The organism is Rummeliibacillus sp. TYF005 (assembly GCF_003844195.1).
Lineage (GTDB): Bacteria > Bacillota > Bacilli > Bacillales_A > Planococcaceae > Rummeliibacillus.
The window spans coordinates 91,881-117,273 of sequence record NZ_ML122541.1 but is presented as its reverse complement, the minus strand read 5'-3'; the positions used below and the strand labels follow the sequence as shown (position 1 = coordinate 117,273).

Genomic DNA, 25,393 nt, shown 5'->3' with positions numbered 1-25,393 from the left:
GGTCTGACAACATTTTTATCCATTATAGCATACTGATATTAATTATCAATAATATTTTACTATTTATTTACATTAATAGAATTGCTTTGTATATCATATTATATATTCAAGTAATTTATGTGAAAAATATTACATAAACCATTTTTTCAAAATAAAAAGGCGATAACTAAAAGTTATCACCTTTTTAAAATAAGGATTATTACATATTAACGTAATTCTGCTCCAGATTCAGTAAGAGCGGCTACAACTTTATCATGTGCAGCTACAACTTCTTCATCAGTAAGTGTTCGTTCTGGTGTGAAGTAAGTTAATGTGAAGGCAACTGATTTTTTGCCTAGTTCCATTTTTTCTCCTTCATAAAGGTCAAATACATTGACTTCTTTAAGTAATTTACCACCAGCATTACGGATTGTTGCTTCTAAATCTGCTGCTTTTGTAGTACGATCAACGATTAATGCAATATCACGTGAAATAGATGGGAAACGTGGAACTGGAACATATACTAATGGTTCAATAGATGCTGCAATAATTTCTTCTAAGTTTAGTTCCATCACATACGTTTCTTTAAGGCCGTTTGCTTTTTGTTCCGCTGGGTGCAATTGACCTAAGAAACCAATTCTCTTGCCATCTAAAAGGATGTTAGCTGTGCGTCCTGGATGTAAACCATCGACAACTGCCGTTTCGTAAGTGATACGAGTTGTTAAGTCTAATTTAGCAAATAAAGATTCTAAAATTCCTTTGAGTACAAAGAAGTCGACTTTTTTATGTTCACCTTGCCAAGCGTTATTCAACCAATTACCTGTCATAACAGCCGCAAGATGTGATTCTTCTCGTGGAAGACCTTCTTCTGTTTCTCCTAAAAATACGGAACCAATTTCGTAAAGAGCTACAGAATCTTGTTGACGAGATACATTATAAGTAACACTTTCAATTAGATGAGGCAAAATACTTTGACGCAATGTACTGCGTTCTTCACTCATTGGCATTAAAAGGCGAGTTGTTGGAGCTGTTTCTAATGCGTATTTTTGTGAAAGCTCATCTGAAGTAAGTGAATAAGTCAATGCTTGATACAAACCTGATCCTTGTAATTGGTGATGAATAAGACGACGTTTTGCTTGGTATGCATTAAGGCCACCAGCTTTAGATTCACCAACTGGTACTGTTGCAGGGATTTCATCATAACCATATAATCGAGCAATTTCTTCTACGATATCTTCTTCAATTTTGATGTCTTGACGACGTGTTGGTGCATCGATATAAAGAAGACCATTAGCAGTTTCAACGTCAAATTTTAAACGAGTTAAGATAGTTACCATTTCGTTAAGAGAAATTTTCATACCTAAACGTGAATTGACAAAATCAGGTGAAACAACAACTTTGGCAGGTGTTTTATCTAATTCATCAAAAACAACAGCACCTGATAATACTTCTCCACCTGCAATTTCTGCTAATAACTGAGCAGCACGTTCTGCAGCAGGAATGACGCGGTTTGGATCAACGCCTTTTTCATAACGGGCACTTGCTTCGCTACGTAAGCCAAGATCTTTTGCAGTATAACGAACAGATAGACCATCAAAGTATGCAGATTCAATTACTACAGTTGTTGTTTTATCTGTTACTTCTGAGTCATAGCCACCCATAACACCTGCTACTGCTACAGGTTCTTTACCATTTGTAATGACAAGATTTTTTGCATTTAGCACTCGATCTTGACCATCTAATGTTTTAATCGGTTCTCCTTCTTTTGCTAAGCGAACAACGATTTCACCAGTACCTAGTGCATCATAGTCAAATGCATGAAGTGGTTGACCATATTCCATTAAAATGTAGTTTGTAATATCAACGACATTATTTAATGGGCGTACACCAGCAGCCATTAAACGTTGTTGTAACCATAATGGTGATTCACCGATTTTGACGTTTTTCACGACTTTAGCAGTGTACATTGGGTTGACATCTTTTGCTTCTACACGAACTTTTAAAACTTCTTCAGCTTTTTGGGCTGATTCCTCATGAGCTGTTTCTGGGAGTTTAATCTCTTCTGAAAGAATAGCTGCAACTTCATATGCAACCCCTAACATACTCATGGCATCTGAACGGTTTGGTGTTAAACCTAATTCTAAAATGACATCATCTAAACCTAAAGCTTCGATTGCATCCATTCCTACTGGAGTTTCTTCAGGTAAAACATAAATGCCATCTGCATATTTTTTCGGAACAACTTTACCTTCAATACCTAATTCTTGTAAGGAACAAATCATACCATTAGATACTTCACCGCGAAGTTTCCCTTTTTTAATTTTTTTGCCGCCTACATATCCATTCGGACGAACAGCAACAATTTTTTGACCTTCTGCAACATTTGGAGCACCACATACAATTTGTGAAAGCTCATCTTCACCGAAATCTACTTGGCAAATATTTAAATGATCAGAATCAGGATGTTTTTTAATTTCCTTGATTTGACCAACCATAATTTTTTTAATACCTTTTGATAGGTGATGTACACCTTCAACTTCAATCCCTGAACGGGTAATCTTTTCTGCTAAATCTTCAGCTTCTAAACCTTGTAAATCGACATATTGTGATAACCATTTTAAAGATACTAACATGCCTTCCCCTCCCTACTCTTCTGTGCGATGGAATTGTGATAAGAATCTTACATCATTTGTATAGAAATGACGGATATCATCCACCCCATATTTCAACATTGCAATACGTTCTGGTCCCATTCCAAATGCGAATCCAGAAACTTTTTTAGGATCATAGCCAGCCATTGAAAGTACATTTGGGTGGACCATACCAGCACCAAGAATTTCAATCCAGCCTGTATGTTTACATACGTTACAGCCTTCACCACCACATTTGAAGCAAGAAATATCCATTTCAACTGAAGGTTCTGTGAATGGGAAGAAGCTTGGACGTAAACGGATTTCACGGTCTTCACCGAACATTTTCTTAGCGAAGATGTCTAATGTGCCCTTTAAGTCACTCATACGAATGTTCTCACCAACTACTAAACCTTCGATTTGAGTGAATTGGTGTGAGTGAGTTGCGTCATCATTGTCACGACGGAATACTTTCCCTGGACAAATAATTTTAAATGAGGCACCTTGTTTTTTCTCCATTGTACGTGCTTGTACTGGAGATGTATGTGTACGCATTAGGATTTCTTCTGAAATATAGAAAGTATCTTGCATATCACGTGCAGGGTGACCTTTTGGTAAGTTTAATGCTTCAAAGTTATAGTAGTCTTTTTCAACTTCAGGACCTTCAGCAACTTCATACCCCATAGAGATGAATAAATCTTCAATTTCTTCAATGACACGAGTTAAAGGATGTGCATTTGCTACTTTTACAGGACGACCTGGAAGTGTCACATCAATTGCTTCTTTTTCTAATTGTTCTTGGATTGCTTGTTCTTCTAATGTAGCTTTGCGTATATCGTGAATATGTTGAACTTCTGCGCGAACTTCATTAACTAAAGCACCCATTTTAGGACGTTCCTCTGCAGGAAGTTTCCCCATACCTTTTAATAGATCTGTAATTGGACCTTTTTTACCTAAATAAGCAACACGGACTTCATTTAATTGTTTAATATTCTCTGTTGCCGTGATTTTTTCTATAACTTCTTCTTTTAGTTGAGTTAGTTGCTCGATCATTGCCATTTGTAAATTCCTCCTTCCAAGATTGAAACAAATAGTAGGTGAAACCATTAAGATAGGGCGTTTTGCTATATTAGTTTCTACAAAATACATAGAAAAAATAAAAAAATCCTCGCCCCCTAAAAAGGGACGAGGTTATATTCGCGTTACCACCCTAGTTATTGCAAGAAAAAACTTACAATCACTCATTACTTAACGGCGTTTCACCGGCCATCCTTTACAGTAATTATACTGGTCCCGGTGGCTGCTAACGGGGTGAACTTCCATCCATCAACACAATATGCACGCTTTCAGTCTATGACATGCACTCCCTAAAAAGGTCAAACAATGTACTTTTCCCGCTCATTGCATTTTATTTATTATTTACTCTAAATCATTATACGCAATTCAAGTCTTTACTTCAAGTTTAGAATTCATCTGTTGAGAAATAATAAAGTACAATTCCTGTTGCAACAGCAACGTTTAATGATTCAGCTTCACCCATTATAGGAATAATTACATTGGCATCTGTTTTCGCTAAAATATCTGAATCAATGCCACTGCCTTCATTTCCCATTATGAGTGCAAACTTACCTTCTTTTTTCACTTGATGATAAAGCACTGCATTTTCTAATGCAGTACCGTAAACAGGAATGGCTTTTTCTTTTAATGAATCAATCCATTCACTTAAATCCCCTCGTACTACAGGTATATGGAAAATGGAACCTTGTGTTGATCGTACTGTTTTTGGATTATAAGGATCAGCACAGCCTTTTCCTAAAATAACAGCATCAATTCCAGCAGCATCGGCAGTTCGAATCATTGTACCAATATTACCTGGGTCTTGAACGGCATCAACTAGTAAAAGTTTCTTCCACTTAGTTTGCTCCTCTTTTGATACTGTAGGTTGTTTAACTTGAGCGAAAATACCTTGTGAATGTTCAGTTTCTGCAAATTCATTTGCAACTTGAGCAGTAACTTCTACAACATAGATATTATCGATATTCCAGTTTGATGGTATATCTACATCTTCACGCACAATTATATTTAGTATTTCGCTTTTATTTTTTATAGCTTCTTCCACTAAGTGGAAACCTTCTATTAGAAATTCGCCAGAGCGATCACGTTCTTTACGAGTAGTCGCTAGTTTTTTCCAATACTTCACAAGGGAATTTTGTGGAGATTCGATTCTTTTCATGTATTCTTTACCGCCTTTATATTATGAAATCGTTAAGACAATTTTGCCAAATTGACGATTTTCCTTTAAATAATCTAGTGCATTTTGTGCTTCATCCATTGAAAAACTACGATCTAAAATTGGGTGCGTATCATACTTTTCCAAGTGATCGATGCAAGCTCTAAATTCTTCACGACTTCCCATTGTCGTACCTAGCAATGTATATTGACCATAGAAAAATTGACGTAAGTCAAAGTCTACTACATCCTCAGTTGTTGCACCAAATACCACTATTTTACCACCCTTTTTCAAAACCGACAAAGAACGGTTGAACGTTGCACGGCCAACACTTTCAATGACTAAATCGATTGTTTCATTTTCAAGCTCTTTTAACCAATCACCATTTGTATCAACTGCAAGATCTGCACCGATTTTCAATGCAGCTTGTCGCTTTTCTTCTGAGCGTGATGAAACGATTACTCGTGCACCTACGTTTTTGGCCATTTGAATAAGGAATGTTGCAACGCCGCTACCTGCTCCAGGGATAAAGACAGTTTGCCCTGCTTGAATTTGTCCTTTTGTAAATAATGCCCGATAGCCTGTTAATGGTGAAATACCAATTACTGCAGCTTCTTCAAGCGTTAGATGAGATGGCTTTTTTTCTAATTGTTCTGCAGGAATTGCAATCTTCTCTGCAAATGTTCCGTTATCTGGTAAACTTAAAATCTCAAAGCCTTCAGGCGGAAAATCAGATTGCTCATACCAACGTAATGATGGGTTAATAATTACCTCATCACCTATTTTCCAATCTGTTACACCTTCACCAATTGCCTCGACTACACCTGCTGCATCTGAACCAAGGATTAATGCTTCACTGTTATTTCCTAAACGGTCAGGCGTGTATAGATCCCGTCGATTTAAACCTGCTGCTTTAATAGCTACTAATACTTCACCAGATTTTAGTTTTGGTGTTGGAACATCTTTCACTAACAATTGACCTTTTTCAAAAACAACTGCTTTCATAAAAACATTTCCCCCTTGTATGTAATTGTTTATCACAAAATTATTCTTTTTTAAGTGTACCAAATGTATGTATAACAATCGAGCTGTGGGTAAAAATATCTTTAGGAGGGATGCTAAATGAATTTCAAAATTCGCGATGCCATCAAACAAAATGTTACAGGAAATAGTCCAGATCAGTTAAAAGATATTGTGGAAGACGCGATTAGTCGCGGTGAAGAACATTTACTTCCTGGACTAGGTGTATTCTTTGAAACTTGGTGGCAACAAGCTGACAAGAAAGAACAAGACAGTTTTATGAACGAGCTATCAAAAGCTTTGGCTTAGAAAATGCATGTAGTCCCTTTGAGACTACATGTATTTTTTATTTTTTTCTATATATTCGAGCGTCTAAAAACCATATGGAAGTTTCGATCTATCTACTATATAATTATTAGAAAATACAGATTTTTCAAAGAAAGAGGCGATTCAAATATGATTACTACAGAAACAGTCGTGTCTACATTAAAAAGCTTTTTAAAAGATGAACAAGTTTCGATAAATGAAACCATTCGAGAATTACATAGTAAAGATGAATCTTATCACGAAGGTCAGTTACCAGATGTGGTTGTTTTCCCTTCTTCTACAAAGGAAGTCAGTGACATTCTAAAAGTTGCAAATGATTTTGAAATCGCTGTCATTCCATTTGGAAGAGGTTCAAGCTTAGAAGGACATATTGTTCCCGTAAAGAAAAGTATTACAATCGATTTTTCTTTAATGGATCAAATAATCGAAGTTCGCCCGGAGGACTTACTAGTACGTGTTCAACCTGGTGTCACAAGAACTCAGTTAAACAAAGAACTAAAAAAATATGGTCTTTTCTTCTCGGTAGATCCTGGTGCCGATGCATCATTAGGCGGCATGGCAGCGACAAATGCAAGTGGTACTACTGCCGTTCGTTACGGAGTTATGCGTGACCAAGTACGTGATTTAGAAGTTGTTCTTGCTGATGGTCGTATTATTCATACTGGCAACCTTGCTGCTAAATCATCTTCAGGCTACCATTTAAATGGACTTTTTGTAGGTTCTGAAGGAACGCTTGGCTGTTTTACAGAGCTAACATTACAAGTTTACGGAATTCCTGAATTTGAAACAGCTGCTCGTGCTGTATTTCCAACTGTTAAATCTGCTGTTGATGCGGTTACCTCTATTTTACAAGCTGGAATTCCAATTGCACGTGTAGAACTTGTTGATGAACAATCTATTGAGCAAGTAAATCACTATAGTGAAACAAATTACCCACTTAAACCAACACTCTTTTTAGAGTTTCATGGGAATGAGGCAGGACTTGCACAAGACGTTGAGTTTACAAAGGAAATTATGAATGATCATGGCTGTTTAGAAATTGAATTTGAAACTGATACCGCCGCTCGCAACAAGTTATGGGATGCTCGCCATAACTTAGCCTATGCATTTATCCATGGCTACAAAGGGAAAAAGTTAATGAGTACAGATGTATGCGTTTCAATTACTGACTTAGCAGATGCTGTTCTTTTCGCACGTACTGAATTAGAAAAAGCAGGTTTGCCAGGTGGCGTGGTAGGTCATGTCGGAGATGGAAACTTCCATGCTTTAGTAATGATTGATATGAACAATGCTGAAGAAGTCGAAAGAGCAAAGCAATTTAATGCCGCATTAGTTGAATTCGGTTTACAACGGAACGGAACGTGTACTGGAGAACATGGTGTTGGTATAGGCAAAATGCAATATCAAGAAAAAGAACACGGTACATCCCTGGATGTGATGAAAACTATTAAGCTAGCCCTAGATCCAAAGAATATTATGAATCCTGGTAAATTAATAGATATTAAAAACTAATCCAACAAACTTCAAGTAAGGAAGGAATTTTTCTATTACACTATAAAAAATTGCTCTTCACATTTTAATATGAAGAGCAATTTTTTCCTTTTTTCAAGTTAAGCAGATGTAGAAGTCGATTTTCTTCCTAGGTATGCTTCTACAATCCTTGGGTCTTCCAATAAATTTGATGCTTTTCCTTCTATAATAATCTTACCGGTTTCCATAACATAACCATAATCAGCAATTTTCAATGCTTGTTTCGCATTTTGTTCTACAAGAAGGACAGTTGTTCCAGCATCCTTTATTTCTCGAATGATTTTAAAGATGTCCGCTACAATCAGTGGTGCAAGCCCCATTGATGGTTCATCTAACAATAAAAGCTTAGGCTTAGATAACAAAGCACGAGCAATGGCTAACATTTGCTGTTGTCCACCCGATAATGTACCTGCTAACTGTGATTGTCGCTCTTTCAGTATAGGAAAACGTTCCATTACTTCTTCTATATCTCTCTCAATATTTTTGCCCTTTCGATGATAGGCACCCATATCTAGATTTTCAATTACAGACATACTAGATAAAATAGCACGACCTTCAGGAACTAAAGCCACACCTTTTCGAAGTAATTGATCAGGACGTAATCCGGTTACGTTCTCTCCTAAAAAATCAACCGAGCCTTTTTTAGGTTTAAGAAGTCCTACAATGGTTTTCATCGTTGTTGATTTTCCTGCACCATTTGCACCGAGAAGAGTGACAATTTTACCTTCTTCAACATTTAAACTTATCCCTTTTAACGCTTGGATTTGCCCATAAAATGTTTCAATATTGGATACTTTAAGCAATGTCATCTTCCTCCTCTTTCCCAAGATAGGCTTCAATAACTGCTTCATTGTTTTGAATTTCAAGTGGTGTACCTTCTGCTAATTTTTCCCCGAAGTTTAATACGGTAATTCTGTCACATAATTTCATCACAAGTGGCATATCATGTTCAATTATTAAGACAGTAATCCCTCTCGCTTGTACTTGTTTGATCAAGTCAAACAAACTATCTGTTTCATTTTCATTCATACCGGCAGCCGGTTCGTCTAATAGTAGTAAACTTGGATCACTCGCTAATGCACGTGCTATTTCTAATCTTCTTTGTTGACCATATGCTAAATTTTCTGCCAAGACATCTTTATATTTGATCAATCCAACAATTTCTAAAAGTTCTTCAGCATTTTCTTTTAATGTCTTCTCTTCTGAACGTTGATACCTTGTACGAAAAACACTTCTCATAACACCTGATTCACTTCGACAGTGCCCACCCACCATTACATTTTCTAAAGCAGACATTTGTGAGAAAAGGCGTATATTCTGGTAGGTTCTACAGATTCCTTTTTCTGTAATCTTATGCGGTTTAATCCCTGTGATATTATCTTCTTTAAAAATTATTTCACCAGAGGAAGGAGAGAAGATATTTGTTATTAAATTAAACATCGTTGTTTTACCTGCACCATTTGGACCGATTAAACCGTAAATTTCTCCTTCATTTATAGAAAACGAAACATCTGTCAATGCAGAGATTCCTCCAAAGTTTTTAGAGATATGATTAATCTTAAGAACCATGAACGTCTCCCCCTTTCGACCGTTTCAACCTTTTCAGTATATTTGCATCAATGATTCCTTGAGGGCGTACAGCCATTAAAATTACTAGAAGTACACCATAGATAATATACCGGTATTCACTAATAAAACGTAAAACTTCAGGCATCAATGTTAAGAAAGCAGCACCAAATACCGAACCCACAATCACTTCGCTACCACCAAATACTGTAAAGATCAAAATCTCTACCGCACGATGATAGGCAAAATCAGATGGCGAAATATATCCCATTACATGGGCGAACAATGCACCTGCAAGCCCCGCTAAAACTGCACCTTGGGCAAATGATAAAACCTTATAGTATGTAACATTGATCCCCATAGATTCAGCTGCCTTTTCATCTAATTGAATGGCAGAAAAAGCTCTACCAACACGCGAATTCTTTTGTCTTACGATAAACCAGATGATAAAAATATTTAAAACAAATAAGATTAAAAAGACACTTAAACTTGCAAACTGGTTATTTTGCAATCCTAATGACGTCGCATTAAAACCTAAATCTCTAGTCGTAAAAACAATTTCTCTACCAATCTGAGGTATATTCGAAATGCCAACAGCACCATTTGTTAGAGACTCCCAATTAACAAAAATCACACGAATAACTTCACCTAAACCTAAAGTGGCAATAGCCAAATATACACCCGATAAGCGCAAAGCAGGAATGCCGATTAAAATTCCAAGAATACCAGCCACCACAGCTCCTACCAATACACCTACAATAATTGGAAACTCAAAATGAATGGTTACTAATGCAGATGTATATGCACCAATCCCCATAAACCCAGCACTTCCCAGTGATAATTGCCCAGAAGACAATGTAACATACACACTGATTGCTAGAATAATATTAATCAGTACAAATGAAGCTATTTGCAATTGATATGGATTTAACAATTCTCCTAGCATATGATCACCTTCCTTCCTGGACAGCTTTTGACCCGAAAATCCCTTGAGGTTTTAATAGAAGAATAATAATAATCATAATAAAGGCAATTGCATCTCGATAGCCTGAATCTCCATATGCAACAAGGAAGGTTTCAGCTAATCCAAGTATTAAACCACCAACCATTGCGCCTTTTACATTCCCCATACCACCTAGGATGATAATTGCTAAACCTTTTAAACCAATTGCTAGTCCCATTTGAGGACTTACGGAGTTAAATGCCATCCCTACTAAAACGCCAGCAATACCACCCATAGCAGATGCAATGACAACAGTCATAATGATGGTGCGCTTCGTATCAACACCTAATATACTTGCTGTTTCTAAATTTTCTGCGGTTGCACGCAAAGCTTTTCCCGCTTTTGTCTTTGATAACCAGATGGATAACCCCATCATTAAAAGAATAGAAATAACAAAAATAATGATTTGTACTACATAAATGGTAACTGATCCAATTTCAATGCTAAGTTGTGCAAAAGGTGTTCTAAAAGGTTTGTTTCCTGCACCAAATAAATGATGTGTCATATTCTCCAAAAATATCGAAACCCCTATCGTACTTATTAGAGGAGCTAAATGTGAAACCCCTTTTTTACCACGAAGAGGCCTTAATGTAAGACTTTCCAACAGATATCCTAAAAATGCTGTAACAAGTATCGCCGCGATAAATCCTAACCATAACGGCCATCCAAGTACACCTGTGGTCATGACGCCTACATAAGCACCTACCATAAAAATTTCACCATGCGCCATATTGATAATGCCTAATACGCCAAATACAAGGGTAAAACCCAGTGCCACAATCGCATAAATACTTCCTAACGTAATTCCATTTACTAATTGCTCAAGCAGCAAATTTAATCACCCTTTTCTTTTATGTTTTTCAGTTATGAGACTACAAGCTTTGACTTAAAAATAGCCAAAGCTTGCAATTCTAATTACTTAAATTCAACGAATTTTCCGTCTTTAATTTCTACAACTGTAGGGTCCATGACAACGTCACCTTCTTTGTCAAATGAAAACTTACCTAAAATCCCTTCATAGTCTTTTGTTTCAGCTAAAGCTTTATGGAATGCTTCACGATCTGCTTCACCAGCTCTTTCCAAAGCGTCTGCATAAATATATAAAGCATCATAAGCCTGTGCAGCAAACTGATCTGGCAACTTACCGTAAGCTTCTTTATATTTGTTGTTAAAATCAACAACTTTTTGTTCTTGTGAATCACCAAACCAAGGTGTTGCTACAACTAACCCATTTGCAGCATCTCCTGCAATTTCAATCACTTGTGGCGAGTTAAAACCATTACCACCTACAAATGGTACATCAATACCCATTTTTCGTGCTTGATCCATAATTACCGCACCTTCGTTATATAAAGCAGAAGCTAAGATAAAATCAGGTTTTTTACTTTTGATCTTCGTTAACTGTGCGTTGTAATCGCTTTGTCCTTTTTGGAATGTCTCTGTTGTAACAACTTCTAAGCCCATTTTTTCAGCTTCTTTTTTCATCGTGTCATAGCCAGACTTTGTGAATACATCATCATTTCCATAAATAATTGCTACTTTTTTTCCGTTTGTTTTTGCAACCACTTTTTCCATTGCAGCTGGAATAGCTAGTGCTTCAGGTATTGAATTTCTAAAAACATAGTCGCCAATTTGTGGAATACCTTCTGCAGTAGTGGATGTTCCCATAATTGGTATTCCATTTAATTCGGCTTCTGGAGCAACTACTTTAAATTCGGTACTTAATGTCGGTCCGATAATTGCAAGAATATCATTATCAGCCATAATTTTTTGACCAGCAGATAATGCTTGTTCTTGTTTCCCTGCAGAGTCCTCTGTAACCAGTTCGATGTTAACATCGCCCTTTGCATTAATCTCTTTTTGTGCTAGTTTAAGCCCATTTGTAATGGCTTCACCATAAGCAGCTCCAGCACCAGTCATATAAGCAATTACCCCTATTTTTGCTTCAACCTTACCACCGGACTTTCCAGATGATTTTTTGTCAGAGTCAGAACTACCACATCCCGCTAGAAAAATCAACATAAATACTGATAATAGCGTAAATATTCTCTTTGTAATCGTATTCATAAAAATCCCCCTTGAAGTTATTAAGTTGATACAAGTTCTATTAAATTACATTTACATTGATATGTAAATAGAAATTTCTAAATTATTAGTATTTTCTGATATTTTTTATTAATATTCTTTTAGTAGTGTTCTTTATAAATTTATTATTCTTTAACTTTTTTATGCATAGATTTAATAGGTATATTTTTAGATTGGGAAATTCTAAGTAGTAAAAAAAGAGCAGTAGAATTACTCTGCTCTTGGAACACGATTTTTTAATAAAATTACCGTATTTCAATTGAATACAATGAAATACGGCACTTTATTTATATAATGGAACTTTTATTAGTTAGCATCTTACCGACCTTTATATTACATGTACTTTTTATTCCCCTAAAATAGAGGCAAGAACTGCTTTTTGTGCATGAAGGCGATTTTCTGCTTGTTGGAAGATGAAAGAGTTCGGTCCATCAATAACAGATGTTGCAACTTCTTCTTCACGATGGGCAGGTAAGCAGTGAAGGAACATGTAATCTTTTTTAGCATGCGCTACAAGTTCATCATTAATTTGATATCCTTTGAAATCTTCTAAACGTTTTGCTGCTTCTTCTTCTTGGCCCATTGATGTCCACACATCTGCATAAATAACATCAGCATCTTTTGCAGCTTCTACAGGATCATAAGTATGTGCAACAGTGCTTCCGTTTTTCGATGCAATTTCTGATGCTTTTTTCATGATTGCTTCATTAGGTTCGTAATTTTTCGGAGTTGCAACAACAACGTCAATTCCAACATGTGCACATGCAACTACAAGAGAGTGAGCTACATTATTGCCATCACCAACATAAGCTAATTTCAAACCTTTCAATTCGCCTTTTTCTTCAGCGATTGTTTCTAAATCTGCTAAAGCTTGGCAAGGATGAGCAAGATCTGTTAAGCCATTGATAACAGGAATTGAAGCATGTTCTGCTAGTTCTTCTACCATTTCATGTGAGTTTGCACGAATCATAATTCCGTCTAGGTAGCCTGATAATACGTGACCTGTATCATGAATAGATTCACCACGACCGATTTGCAAGTCGCGTGCATTCATATACATCCCTTTACCACCTAGTTGATTCATCCCAACTTCAAATGAAATACGTGTACGAGTTGAATTTTTTTCGAAAATCATTCCTAATGTTTTGCCTTCTAATAACGGAGGACAACTGCCTTCTTTTGTAATCACTTTTAGCTTCATAGCAAGATCAAGTAAACCTTTTACTTCCTCGCTTGTGTAGTCTGCAAGTGCTAGTAAATCTTTATCTTTTAAAGAAGTCACCAATTTAAGTTGAACAAGTTCTAATAATTTCATCAAAATCGCTCCTTACATTTCTTGTGATAAAAACCATTATACATATGAATAAATATTAAATCAATTGTATTTTTATAATTTTTTCAAAAAATTAAAATCCTTTACGATATAACGTAAAGGATTTTAAAGGAATGCTATTTTAAAGTAACATATACATTCAATTTCTAAATTTGTTAACTCTTACAAATAATTTACTTATTTGTTTTCAGTAGAAGAAGCAATTTCAGAAATTACAATTTGGCTACCAAGTAAAGGTGATTCTTTTGCAGCATCACTAGGTGATTGTTTGTGTGCATTTTTGAAAGCATCACTTTCACGCCAAGCATTAAAGTTTTCTAAATTATCCCAATACATATTAACATCCATTTCATCGAATTCTTCATTAGATGTGCAAACTAAAACTTCAGTTTTGATAAATCCTTTGAATTCCCCGATTTGTTTATCAGCTGTGAAAGCTGGTGCCATACGACTAGCGAATCCTTTTTTAGTTTTAATACGGTTTGTAATAACGAACATGTTAAATCTCTCCTTAATTTTCGTATTTTTTATCTATTTTAGTGTATTACAATCATGAAAAAACATGTAACACAGTTAAAATTATTTTTGTAAAGTTAAAGTACCGTCTTCCATTTTATACACTTTATCGCAGTATGCTAACATACGTTCATCATGGGTTACCATGATGGCTGCTTTGTTGCGTTTTTTTACTTCATCCGCGATTAATTTTACGACTTCGTGTGCACGTTTAGAATCTAAACTAGCAGTTGGTTCATCAGCTAGAATAACATTAGAGTCATTCATCAATGAACGAGCGATTGCAACACGTTGACGTTCCCCACCGGAAAGTTCATTTGGATACTTTTTCAATTTATCGCCTAATCCAAGTTCAGTCAATAATTTTTTAGCTTTTTCTTGATCTTCTTTTGTTACTTTACCTGTCATTTTCTTCACTAAAATTAGTTGATCTACTACGCTTAAATAAGGGATTAAATTTGAGCTTTGTAGGATAAAACCAATTTCTTGTAAACGGAATTTTGACAACGCTTTTGAAGATAGATTAGTAACTTCTTTATCATTGATATTAACAGTTCCTGAAGTTGGTTTTAATAATGCGCCAACAATAGATAAAAGTGTACTTTTACCAGAACCTGATGGTCCAACAATAGCTACAAATTCTCCTGGTTTTACATCCATAGAAGCATGATTTAATGCTGTAATAGAAGAATTTCCTTCTTTATAGGTTTTTGTAACATTTTTAATCTGCAATCCATTCATTTATTCCACTCTCCCTAATGCAGTTAATGGATCAATCTTGGCGATTTGACGGACTGAAATAAGTGAGCTTAACAAGCTAATAACAAGTAAGGCGATACCATATAAAACAACTAGTTTGCCGTCTAGATCAAATGGCATATTCTCTGGGAAGATAAGAGCTGTTAAGTAGGTTAATGCAACCCCTATCAAAATACCAATAACTGATAAAACGAATACTTGTGATACGATGGCTTTTGTGATGAATCCGCTACTTGCACCAATAGCTTTCATTACACCAAATTGTTGTGTTTTTTGAATTGTAATAACATAGAAGAATACTGCGATAACAAAAGCAGAAATAACGATTAAGAATGCAAGCATCATTAAAATCGTTCCGTTTTCTTCCATGTAACCTGGCATACCGTTAATTGCCGCACTTTTTGTTACAGTTTCAATACCATTAATAGATTTATCTAATTGTGCTGGGTCTAAATCTGGTGCTTGTACAACAATTGCATTTACCACATCTTTGATTCCGTTGTTTGATCCTGGTGCAGCAAATGCATAATCTCTCCATTGATCAACGTTTGAGAACAATACTGGTAAATGGTTATAAGTTTCTCCTTCTACGAAACCAATAATTTTTAGTTTAATAGTAGAGCTATCTACTTGAACTTCGTCACCAATTTTATATCCTTTATCTTTTAAAGTATCGTTAGCAAGTACTCCATTTTTTACATCTGGATCTAATTGTTTACCTTCAATTACTTTAGGTTCGATAAATTCACCTGGATTAATACCTAATACAGCGATATCTGTTTTTTCCTCATCTTTTTTACCATGAGAAATGGCAGCCATAGATGCACCAAATGGTGTTGCATCTTTGACGTCTTTATTTTTCTTAACATCGTCTACTAACGAATTAGATATTAACGATTTACTAAATGTTGCTTTGGCACCATCTTCATATACTACATAATCTGCATCTAAATTCTTTACTGCAGCTGCACTTAGTGTAGATAAACCATTACCAAGTCCAGATAAAATAAAGACTAACCATGCGATTAATACGATGATGATACTCATCAATGTATAGCGCAGTTTTGCGTGTTTTAACTCTTTTAATGCTAAAAACATGGATTTATTTCCTCCTTATAAGTTACACTCATGTCACTTTTGACTTTAAAAAAATCAAAAATACTTACAAATCTATTATACACATAAGTTACACTTGTGTCACTTATTTTCTCCGCATACGCCGTGTAATATTAATCGTTTAATATATTGAAGTTGTTCTTCTGTAGATAAATTAGGTTGTTTAGGGATATCAATGGTTTGAAAAATAAATCCCAATACTAGTGAGTCAGGAATTGTTGAATCGATATTCTTTTCTCTTTTACCATTTGTAACAATCCTTAATAAAGGCTCATACAAATCCTTATGCATAGATGATAGTTTTGCTTTTTTTTGAATAATTTCCTCAGATACATCTTGAATAAGTGCAACCATCCCTAGAATTTGATGTAACTCATTGAAATGAGCCATACGATTCAACAAATCCTCAAGCTGTTGTTCAAATGTACCTTCTTGTCTTACTTGTTTTAAATCGCCTACACTTTTATCCATCTCATACAACATAAAATCCATTAATAATTCGTCTTTGTTTATATATTGTTTATAAATGGCTGCTCGTGATACCTCTAAAGTCTCTGCTAAATGGCTGATCGTAAAGCCATCGTAGCCAACTTGAAGAATTTGTTTCTTTGTAGCTATGAAAATATCAATTGTTGAAAACTTACGGTCCCTACCCAATCTGCCACCTCATTTCTTCTATTTGTTTAATCGTATCACTTATCAGTATTAGACGACAACAATTATTATCTAAAAAGACTGAGGATACTGAAGAAGTCCTTTCTAATTCTTATTGTGAGTATTAGAACGAATTAATTGTTCTCGTACTCGCTTTTTTCATTTAAAGCCGCGGATTTCCGTTCCAGACAGACGCTTTCCGCGAGCACGTCCTCAGCTTCTTCCTCGCTACGCTCAGTCTCCATTCATCACTATTTCACTACGCAAAAGAAAAAAACTACCCCCTAACAATTTTAGTTAGGAGGTAGTTAATAACTAAGTTTTATTTGAATTCGTAGAAGCGAAAGAAATCAAATAATTTATACTCGTTCATTCTTTTTCTTTTATTCAAAAGTAATCTTATTTACTGTTTCACGGTCTAATTTTTTAATAACTTCAATCACTAATTTGACTGTATTTTCAAAGTCATCGCGGTGTAAAATTCCTGCATGTGAGTGAATATAACGTGTTGCAATACCAATCGATAATGCAGGTACACCGTTTGCTGTTAAGTGAATGGAACCTGCATCTGTTCCTCCGCCAGGGATTGCTTCAAATTGGTAAGGAATATTATTCTCCTCTGCTGTATCCACAACAAGATCTCGCAAACCTTTATGAGCCACCATCGAGCCATCATAAATAATGATTTGTGGACCGGCACCCATTTTACTATTCGATTCTTTTGAGGTGATTCCAGGAGTATCACCAGCAATACCGACATCAACAGCAAAACCAATATCAGGATTAATCTTGTTTGCAGCTGTTTTAGAGCCACGAAGTCCAACTTCTTCTTGAACAACCCCGCAACCATATACGATATTCGGGTGTTGTGTATTCTTTAAACCCTTTAAGACTTCAATGGCAATTGCACAACCGATTCGGTTATCCCATGCTTTTGCGAGTAAGTGTTTTTCGTTTTTCATCACCGTAAATTCAAAATAAGGTGTTACCATATCACCTGGTTTAATGCCCCAGCTTTCTACTTCTTCTTTTGAAGTTGCACCGATATCGATGAACATATCTTTAATTTCATACGGCTTTTTACGTGCAGCTGCAGGCAGAATATGCGGAGGTTTTGAACCTATGACACCGACTATTGTTTCACCTTTACGGGTAACAACTTGCACTCGTTGAGCAAGCATTACTTGTGACCACCAGCCACCAACTGTTTGAAATTTCAAGAAACCTTTTTCATCAATTTGAGTTACCATAAAACCGACTTCATCAAGGTGTCCTGCAACCATAATTTTAGGTCCGTTTGGATCGCCGACTTTTTTAGCAATAACAGCACCTAAGTTATCGTTTTCCACTTGATCTGCATAGGGTGTTATATATTTAGTCATGACATCACGAGACTCTTTTTCATTTCCTGCAATGGCACGAGCATCTGTTAACTCTTTTAACATCGTTAATGTTTCATCATATTGAACCATTATTTCGGCCCCCTAAGTATTTGTTCATGTCCATTATAATACCATTTGTCTCTATTTTCAAAAAATAATTAAAATTTGCCTGAAGACCCAAACCCTTGTGCAGAACGAGTTGAATCTGAAACTTGTTCGACTTGTTCGACTTGAACTTGAAGTACGGGTGCTATAACCATTTGAGCAATTCGCATATGCTTTTCTACTAAGAAATCCTTTTTACCATGATTTATTAATATGACTCTTATTTCCCCTCGATAACCTTCGTCAATAGTACCAGGACTATTTAGTACGGTAATGGAATGTTTTAGTGCTAGCCCACTTCTAGGACGAACTTGTGCTTCCGTTCCTTGTGGTAGTTCAATTACAATCCCAGTAGGAATTAATGCAGACTCTCCTGGTTTAATAATTTGATCTTCAACTGCATATAAGTCTAATCCTGCATCCCCTGGATTAGCTCGAAATGGCATTTTCGCATCTTTATGAATAAGTTGTACTTTTAATGTGTATTCCATCGTTTAGCCTACCTTTTTTCTTAAATAATATAATCCTCACTCATCGTATAGGAAAAACTAGATGTTGAAAAGAAATATAACAGAAATCATGAATATTCTAAATAACATAAAGAATAAAGACTTCAATAATAGTCAGCATTGTAAAACCATACACAAAATGATTATGACGAATTTTGTGACGAAAGATAATCATTCCTAGCCACGTACCAGCTGCTCCACCAATACATGCTATTAACCATAGCTGTCTTTCCGGAATGCGCCATCGACTATTTATAGCTTTCCACTTATCAATACCCATAAAGGTAAATCCGACGATAAACATGATTAAAAAGTAACTATTTACCAAATCCAATAGATTAGTGGACATAAATTCTCCTTTTTAAAACTAAGTTATTGATAAAAAAAGCATATAGAGAAACTTTCTCTATATGCAGATATACAACTATCTTATTTTGCTACTACATAAGATTTATTAGCAGTTATATACTTACCATTTGCTAATTTTAATCGCGGAATCCCGTTAGAGTTAAATACAATAGATTTAACTGTATACGTCTTTCCTTTAGCAAGTGCTGTTTTTCTTGCTGCGGATGTAAAGGTAGTGCTGGTATATTGATAAACCTTTTTCTTTAATTGTACTTTACCTGGATTTACATATATATAATTTGTAATGTTAGGTGTCACGACTCTTACATAATCCTTACTTGCCGTAATATATGATCCAGATGCTGTTTTAAGCCGAGGCGTACCACCTGTTGAATAACCAAGGTCTTTAATCGTCAATATTGTATTTTTCTTTACACCAACAAGTTTCTTTTCTAAATTGACATTATTGTATGCATACAAATAGGATTTAACGAGAACTTTACTTGGTGTTGTTGTGTAATATTGATCAATTGAAGATGTAACTTTCACGACATAATCTCGATTAGCAGTTACATATTGTCCATTTGTTAGTTTTAATCTTGGTGTACCAGCAGATGTTTTTTCAATACCTGTTATATTTAACAAAGTATTTTTTGCAATAGATTTACCTTTTGTGGCTTCAGTGAAACTTGTAGATGAGTATTGATTCAATTTTATCTTAGTTGCTATTTTTACTGGATTTGTCGTATAGTATCTTGGCTTACTTGCAGTTGTGATACCACTTGTCCCAGTTAGATAGCTCAAACTAACTTTTGGATTTAGACGGTTTAAATCTACATATGTGCTAATTCCTGAAACTGTACCTTGGTCTGTATATTGCCATAAGTCATAGGGATGAGATGGCGCTGCAGTACTGTTGTTATATCTTGGAATCCATACAAAATCAAATTTAGACGTATCTAAATTAAATGAATCATATAAGTGATTGGCTATATACAGCCCAATTTTCTTATCTGTTTTCGTACGTAATTGTTTTACATATGCATTAATAATCGTTCGCATACTTTCGCCGGATTTACTTGTGTTTTCTTCTACATCAAGTACATAAAATTTTGTATTCTTACTTGCTCTATTATAAAAATTATTCGCCTCTGTCTTAGCATCACTTGAGGATTCAGCTAAACTATATGCATAGACACCAAATGGTACTCCATATTTCTTTGCACCTGCTTCATATGTCGCATGCTTTGGATCTTCAAAGGTACTACCATATTGAGTTCGGATAATTACTAAATCCAAAACTTTACTCGCTTTACTCCAATCGATATCCTTTTGATAATAAGAGATATCTGCAATAGTCGGCTCTGAAGAAGCTTTTCTTAATAGATTTTCTGTAATTGGCTCTGTTTCCCACTTTTCTGTATGGTCAGGGTTCGCAGGTGCTAGTTCTTCTGCAGATACAGTATGTAAGGTTACAAGACTTGCTATCAACATTGTTACGATAAACGCTAATTTCCTCAGTACTTTCACTTCTCTTTTCTCCTTTAATATTTTTCTAACAAATTCTTATATGTATAAGTTTCTGCTAATTTTAAGAATAACAAACTATTACTAGAAAATATAAAACATCTTGCCTTCAAATACATTGCAAAAGTTACATTTCTATTAAAAATCGTTAACTTTTCCAGAAAAAAAGCACAGATTTCCTTTTGGAAACCTGCGCTAAATATTAGGATCTTAGTATGCTATCAAACTATTTTTATTGGCAGTTATATAATTACCATTTGTGAGTTGAAGGCGAGGAGTACCTGCAGCTGTATAACTAATTCCCTTTATATTAAGAGTCACTCCTTTTTTTAGGACAGACACTTTTGATGAATTCGTAAATGAAATATTGCTATACTGATTAACATTTTTTATTAATTTTACATAGTTAGGTTTTGTTATAACATAATTTTTATACTTTGATGTTAGTCCAATGACATACGATTTGTTCGCTGTAATATAGCTACCTGAAATTGTTTTTAACCTTGGATACCCAGTTGAACTATATTCGATACCTTGTATTGTTAAAATCGTATTCTTTTTAACATTGCCAATCTTAGTTTGGTTATTAAATGTCGTAGAAGAATAGGCACCAACAGCTGTTTTTGTAATAATAAATGCAGGTTTTACAGAATAATATTCGGTATGGACACTTGCTGGTTCTGTTACAGGTTGCTCATTTTCTTTTGTATCCGTTTTTGTATCCTCTATCGATTTAACAGGAGCTAATAATTCAGCCAATGTTAGATTTGGATTTAATCGATTTAGATCTACATTTGCGTTAATCCCATCAATTCTACCTTTATCTGTATATTGCCATAAATCATAAGCAAAATCGGGTTTAGATGTACTATATCGTGGAATCCATACAAAATCTGCTTTTGATGTATCTAGATTAAAGCTTTTATATAGATGATGGGCAATATATAATCCAATTTTCTTATCTGTTTTTTTTCGTAGTTGTTGAATATATGCATTAGTTATCTTTCGCATACTTTCGCCAGATTTACTAGTGTTTTTTTCTACATCAATGACATAAAACTGTGCATCTTTGTCTGCTCGATTATAAAAATTATTTGCTTCAACTTTTGCATCACTTGTAGATTCAGCTAAACTAAATGCATAGACACCAAATGGTACTCCATATTTTTTAGCACCAGCCTCATTTTTCTTATGATATGTATCTTCTTCAGTACTGCCATGTTGTGTACGAATAATAACCAAATCTAGTTTTTGACTAGCTTTTGACCAATTTATATTCCCTTGCCATTTTGATATATCTGCAATAAGTGGTTCGGATTTCAATAATCTAAGTTTATCAGTTTTCTTCGTATCGACGATAATTGGCGTTGTCTCCCATTTTGTCGTGCTATCCGGGTTAGCAGGACCAAATTCTTGAGCATGCGCACGATGGATACTAATTGTACAGACAATCATAGCAACCAATATCGCGGTTAACAATTTCACATTCTTCATCCTTATAGTCTCCTTTTTTTAATTATTCTATGTATTTAACTCTATAGTAATAGAATAACAAATTTTTTATAGGTATAAGGATTCATTAATAGAAAATTAAGGTTATACATCCATTAATAATTAAAAAAGTAGTCAGAAAATTTTTTCTGACTACTTGAGCTCTTTACTATATGTTTATTTACGAATTTTTATATTAAGCATTTGTTTGTACTTTTAATTGTTGTGATGGTCCGAAGAATTCAAAATGAATTTGAGATTCTTTAAACCCAATTGCGTATAAGTGATTAATGATTGCTTCCATAAATACGGATGGACCGCAAACATATACGTCATAATCTAAACTTACGTTTTCTTGTAAAAATTCTTTTGTGATGTAACCAACTTCATCTGTATTTAAAGCAATATAACTAGCATTTGACATTTTTTCTAAATTCGCAGAAATTTCTTTGTCAAATACATGTAATTTTGCTGTACGTGCACTATGAATAAGAGTTGTTTTTCTATTTGGATCAAGTGCAGCTAAAGTATCAAACATTGCCATTAATGGTGTAATTCCAACTCCGCCTGCGATAAATGCAACTGGTGCTTTTGATGCTAAATCTAATTGGAAGTCACCTGCTGGAGCACTTACTTCAATACGATCTCCAACTTTTGCTTGTTCATGTAAGTAAACAGATACTTTACCTTCTGGATTGCTTAAATCTTCGCGTTTTACAGAAATACGGAATGCATCTTTGTTTGTAGCTCTTGATAGACTATATTGACGACGATGCGTAAATTTTTCACCCGGAATATCAATTTTCACTGTAATATATTGTCCTGGTTTGTATTCAGGTAAAACTTTACCATCAACTGGTTTTAAGTAGAATGATGTAATTTCTTCGTTTTCAACTACTTTATCAGCAATTTCAAATTCTTTGAAGAATCTCCAACCGCCTTCTTTATTTTCTGCTTCTTGATACATATTTTCTTCTGTTGACATAAATGCATCAGCGATTACCCCATATGCTTCAGCCCACGCATTTATAATATCATCAGTTGCTGCATCTCCAAGAACTTCTTTAATAGCTCCTAATAAAAACTCACCAACAATTGGGTAATGTTCAGGTTTTATACCTAAACTACGATGCTTTTGAGCAATTTGGTGTACAACTGGCATAATGGCTCCAAGATTTTCGATATGAACAGCAGCTGCATAAACTGTATTTGCTAATGCTGCTTGTTGGCGTCCTTTTGCTTGGTTAGCATGATTGAAAATATTTAATAATTCTGGATGTGCAGCAAACATATTTTTATAGAAAGTTTTAGTGATTTCATTTCCGTGTACTTCTAATACTGGTGCAGTAGATTTTACAATATCCATTGTTTGTTGAGATAACATGTTCAACACTCCTTTTCTTTTAACAATTTAAAGATACACCTTCATTTTCTTTAAAGCAATATTCAAAATACATCTTTAACAGAAAAGACACATTTAAAATATATCTTTTGAAATCGCCTTGATTTTTACTTTACATGCTATAATAGTAATTGAAATGGTGGTGGATTGGATGCGATTAACATTATATACCGATTATTCTTTGCGTGTCCTTCTCTATCTTGGCTCTATGAATCCCGAGAAACTAGCCACGATTAAAGAAATATCGGATGCATATGGAATTTCAAAGAATCATTTGATGAAAGTAACGCATGAGCTTGGTAAGCTTGGATATATAGAAACAATTCGAGGTCGTGGTGGCGGTATTCGTCTTGCTATGAAGCCTCAAGACATTATTATTGGTCAAGTAATTAGACGAACAGAGGAAGATTTCTACTTGGTGGATTGTTTTAATCCTGAATCAGTTGGATGTATTATCTCTCCAGTTTGTAATTTAAAAGGTGCTTTAAATAAGGCACTACAAGCCTATTTGGCTGTTCTAGATGAATACTCTTTAGGGGATTTTCTACATTCAAAAGAAGAACTAGCCTCATTACTTTTTAATGAAGAGTAACATAACAATCAATCAAAAAACCTTTCATCCAGTAAAGTTTCTGGACGAAAGGTTTTTTCTCGCAAGAATTTCTTGTTTATTACAAAAGCAGAATAATCAGATAATTTCTTTGATTTCTGCCCGGAATTTTTCATCTTTTAAAAATTTTAATTGAAATGCATTAAGATTTTGTGAGAGCTTTTTTTGCTCTAATATACTTAAATCATTTGAAAAGAATACAATCTCTGTCTTATTTTTTTCTTTATCTGTTGCATACATTGCAATTGTAAGAACGAATGCAGTAGAACCACCCTTTTGTCCCGCATGGGTAAGCCACTCCCGATTTTTAGGGTTTTTCATTAATTGCTCCATTACAGGATCAAGATATTTATACACCTCTTTTTTAAAATAGGTTTTACCATTCAATTTATTCATGATCGATACATAATCTCTTGTAGTAGAGTGAGGCAATCGATCAGACCAAATTTTTTGGAAATCCATATCTAAAGTCTTTAATAATTGTTTTTTTTCTTGATTAGAGAGTGGTTGTTTTACCCATTTATTATGAATATCAATCGCTCTTCTACGATATTCAGCCATATCCATTTCTTTCATCATTTTTAGTATTTCTTGTTTTGACAATCCTATTTTTTCATTTTTCAATTGAGTAGGGATGTATAATGCACTTGCAGTTGGATACATAGGGTCATGATTTAAGATTCCTAGACTCTTTGGAACACAATTGATATTTTGAAGACCAAGTACCTCAATTAAGTATTCTGTATTTGCATTAGAGCTATAAGCTATCATTCCATTGGCTACTTCATATAATGGAACACTATCTATCTTATTTCCTTTCAATTGTTTAATCCATTCTTCATGTGCTCCCCCATCTGTCTTCGGAATATAGAATTTATCTAGCTCTTTTAGTTTTACTTTCTCATTTGGATCAATTTTCCCTTCTGCTGCTTGTTTTGCATATTCAATTGCTAGGATAATTTTGACTGTACTTGCTAGAGGAAGTGGCTTATTTGGGTTAATATCTATCCAAGTTTGATCATTGTGTCTTATGGACAAAGCAACATTCCCACTATTTAATTTTTCTTTGATAAAATGAGGGATGTATTTAGGATTTGTTTTTCCATTTTCCCTTTGTAATATCAAGTCCCCTATTGCTCTCATTAAAAATGCAATTACTATGGCCCCAATAAACCAAAATGCAAACTTTACTATCGTGACTCCCCCTTTTAACAATCATTTATTTTAAATCTTATCATGTAAATTACTATAAAGGTATATTAAGGATTATT

At 34.7% G+C, this 25,393-nt stretch carries 24 protein-coding genes and 1 other annotated feature; of the genes, 3 read left to right on the top strand and 21 right to left on the bottom strand.

The features are described 5' to 3' along the window. Positions 1 to 206: 206 nt before the first annotated feature. The 4 genes from pheT to CW357_RS00510 form a co-directional block, all read right to left on the bottom strand. A complete protein-coding gene (gene pheT, locus CW357_RS00525; protein WP_124217068.1) occupies positions 207 to 2,612 on the bottom strand; it encodes a phenylalanine--tRNA ligase subunit beta in 2,406 nt (801 codons plus the stop codon). A gap of 12 nt (positions 2,613 to 2,624) precedes the next feature. Next, positions 2,625 to 3,662, bottom strand: coding sequence for a phenylalanine--tRNA ligase subunit alpha (gene pheS / locus CW357_RS00520; protein WP_124217200.1), 1,038 nt, complete (start codon positions 3,660 to 3,662; stop codon positions 2,625 to 2,627). A gap of 125 nt (positions 3,663 to 3,787) precedes the next feature. Further along, positions 3,788 to 4,020: a binding site (T-box leader), on the bottom strand. 51 nt (positions 4,021 to 4,071) lie between these two features. Then, entirely contained in the window at positions 4,072 to 4,842 is a 771-nt protein-coding gene (locus CW357_RS00515) for a TrmH family RNA methyltransferase (protein WP_119415580.1), read from the bottom strand. A 21-nt stretch (positions 4,843 to 4,863) separates the two neighbouring features. Beyond that, the gene (locus CW357_RS00510) at positions 4,864 to 5,844 is read right to left on the bottom strand and encodes a zinc-binding dehydrogenase (RefSeq protein WP_124217067.1); all 981 of its coding nucleotides are present in this window, start codon (positions 5,842 to 5,844) and stop codon (positions 4,864 to 4,866) included. A gap of 117 nt (positions 5,845 to 5,961) precedes the next feature. Between CW357_RS00510 and sspI the strand changes: the two genes are divergently transcribed. Then, a complete protein-coding gene (gene sspI, locus CW357_RS00505; RefSeq protein WP_119415582.1) occupies positions 5,962 to 6,168 on the top strand; it encodes a small acid-soluble spore protein SspI in 207 nt (68 codons plus the stop codon). 147 nt (positions 6,169 to 6,315) lie between these two features. Next, on the top strand, positions 6,316 to 7,698 hold the full coding sequence (locus tag CW357_RS00500; RefSeq protein WP_124217066.1) for an FAD-binding oxidoreductase: 1,383 nt from the start codon (positions 6,316 to 6,318) through the stop codon (positions 7,696 to 7,698). Positions 7,699 to 7,796: 98 nt separating this feature from the next. Here the strand turns inward: CW357_RS00500 and CW357_RS00495 are convergent, their stop codons facing one another. The 16 genes from CW357_RS00495 to hmpA form a co-directional block, all read right to left on the bottom strand. Further along, positions 7,797 to 8,519 carry an ABC transporter ATP-binding protein gene (locus tag CW357_RS00495; protein WP_124217199.1) on the bottom strand — a complete coding sequence of 241 codons (723 nt, stop codon included), beginning with the start codon at positions 8,517 to 8,519 and terminating at the stop codon, positions 7,797 to 7,799. Beyond that, positions 8,512 to 9,285, bottom strand: a complete 774-nt coding sequence (locus tag CW357_RS00490; RefSeq protein ID WP_119415585.1) for an ABC transporter ATP-binding protein — start codon at positions 9,283 to 9,285, stop codon at positions 8,512 to 8,514. The genes CW357_RS00495 and CW357_RS00490 overlap by 8 nt, the downstream gene beginning before the upstream one ends. Then, on the bottom strand, positions 9,275 to 10,228 hold the full coding sequence (locus tag CW357_RS00485) for a branched-chain amino acid ABC transporter permease (protein WP_119415586.1): 954 nt from the start codon (positions 10,226 to 10,228) through the stop codon (positions 9,275 to 9,277). The genes CW357_RS00490 and CW357_RS00485 overlap by 11 nt, the downstream gene beginning before the upstream one ends. Positions 10,229 to 10,232: 4 nt before the next feature. After that, the gene (locus CW357_RS00480) at positions 10,233 to 11,117 is read right to left on the bottom strand and encodes a branched-chain amino acid ABC transporter permease (protein WP_124217065.1); all 885 of its coding nucleotides are present in this window, start codon (positions 11,115 to 11,117) and stop codon (positions 10,233 to 10,235) included. Positions 11,118 to 11,200: 83 nt separating this feature from the next. Continuing rightward, positions 11,201 to 12,352 (bottom strand): ABC transporter substrate-binding protein, encoded by a 1,152-nt coding sequence (locus CW357_RS00475; protein ID WP_124217064.1) that lies wholly within the window; start codon positions 12,350 to 12,352, stop codon positions 11,201 to 11,203. Between the two features lie 364 nt (positions 12,353 to 12,716). After that, positions 12,717 to 13,685 (bottom strand): ornithine carbamoyltransferase, encoded by a 969-nt coding sequence (gene argF / locus CW357_RS00470; protein ID WP_119417168.1) that lies wholly within the window; start codon positions 13,683 to 13,685, stop codon positions 12,717 to 12,719. 195 nt (positions 13,686 to 13,880) lie between these two features. Further along, positions 13,881 to 14,201, bottom strand: a complete 321-nt coding sequence (locus CW357_RS00465; protein ID WP_119417167.1) for a heme oxygenase — start codon at positions 14,199 to 14,201, stop codon at positions 13,881 to 13,883. An 81-nt stretch (positions 14,202 to 14,282) separates the two neighbouring features. Next, a complete protein-coding gene (locus CW357_RS00460) occupies positions 14,283 to 14,960 on the bottom strand; it encodes an ABC transporter ATP-binding protein (RefSeq protein WP_119417166.1) in 678 nt (225 codons plus the stop codon). Next, complete coding sequence (locus tag CW357_RS00455) at positions 14,961 to 16,076, bottom strand: ABC transporter permease (RefSeq protein WP_119417165.1); 1,116 nt, start codon at positions 16,074 to 16,076, stop codon at positions 14,961 to 14,963. It abuts the gene before it with no gap. Positions 16,077 to 16,175: 99 nt separating this feature from the next. Continuing rightward, entirely contained in the window at positions 16,176 to 16,751 is a 576-nt protein-coding gene (locus CW357_RS00450) for a TetR/AcrR family transcriptional regulator (protein ID WP_124217063.1), read from the bottom strand. 380 nt (positions 16,752 to 17,131) lie between these two features. Continuing rightward, complete coding sequence (locus tag CW357_RS00445; protein ID WP_119417163.1) at positions 17,132 to 18,220, bottom strand: M42 family metallopeptidase; 1,089 nt, start codon at positions 18,218 to 18,220, stop codon at positions 17,132 to 17,134. 68 nt (positions 18,221 to 18,288) lie between these two features. Beyond that, complete coding sequence (gene dut, locus CW357_RS00440; protein ID WP_119417162.1) at positions 18,289 to 18,726, bottom strand: dUTP diphosphatase; 438 nt, start codon at positions 18,724 to 18,726, stop codon at positions 18,289 to 18,291. Between the two features lie 97 nt (positions 18,727 to 18,823). Beyond that, positions 18,824 to 19,093, bottom strand: a complete 270-nt coding sequence (locus tag CW357_RS00435) for a DUF1294 domain-containing protein (protein ID WP_119417161.1) — start codon at positions 19,091 to 19,093, stop codon at positions 18,824 to 18,826. Between the two features lie 80 nt (positions 19,094 to 19,173). After that, positions 19,174 to 20,622 carry a DUF5776 domain-containing protein gene (locus CW357_RS00430; RefSeq protein WP_119417160.1) on the bottom strand — a complete coding sequence of 483 codons (1,449 nt, stop codon included), beginning with the start codon at positions 20,620 to 20,622 and terminating at the stop codon, positions 19,174 to 19,176. Positions 20,623 to 20,829: 207 nt separating this feature from the next. Continuing rightward, positions 20,830 to 22,113 carry a DUF5776 domain-containing protein gene (locus tag CW357_RS00425; RefSeq protein ID WP_119417159.1) on the bottom strand — a complete coding sequence of 428 codons (1,284 nt, stop codon included), beginning with the start codon at positions 22,111 to 22,113 and terminating at the stop codon, positions 20,830 to 20,832. Positions 22,114 to 22,306: 193 nt separating this feature from the next. Further along, positions 22,307 to 23,494, bottom strand: coding sequence for an NO-inducible flavohemoprotein (gene hmpA, locus CW357_RS00420; RefSeq protein WP_124217062.1), 1,188 nt, complete (start codon positions 23,492 to 23,494; stop codon positions 22,307 to 22,309). A 169-nt stretch (positions 23,495 to 23,663) separates the two neighbouring features. Here hmpA and CW357_RS00415 point away from each other — a divergent pair, with 169 nt between their 5' ends. Continuing rightward, positions 23,664 to 24,104: an Rrf2 family transcriptional regulator gene (locus CW357_RS00415; protein ID WP_124217061.1), complete on the top strand. Its 441-nt coding sequence runs from the start codon at positions 23,664 to 23,666 to the stop codon at positions 24,102 to 24,104. Positions 24,105 to 24,200: 96 nt separating this feature from the next. On the opposite strand, the gene CW357_RS00410 is transcribed toward CW357_RS00415, so the two are convergent. Beyond that, positions 24,201 to 25,247, bottom strand: a complete 1,047-nt coding sequence (locus CW357_RS00410; RefSeq protein ID WP_233548156.1) for a serine hydrolase — start codon at positions 25,245 to 25,247, stop codon at positions 24,201 to 24,203. Positions 25,248 to 25,393: the final 146 nt, after the last annotated feature.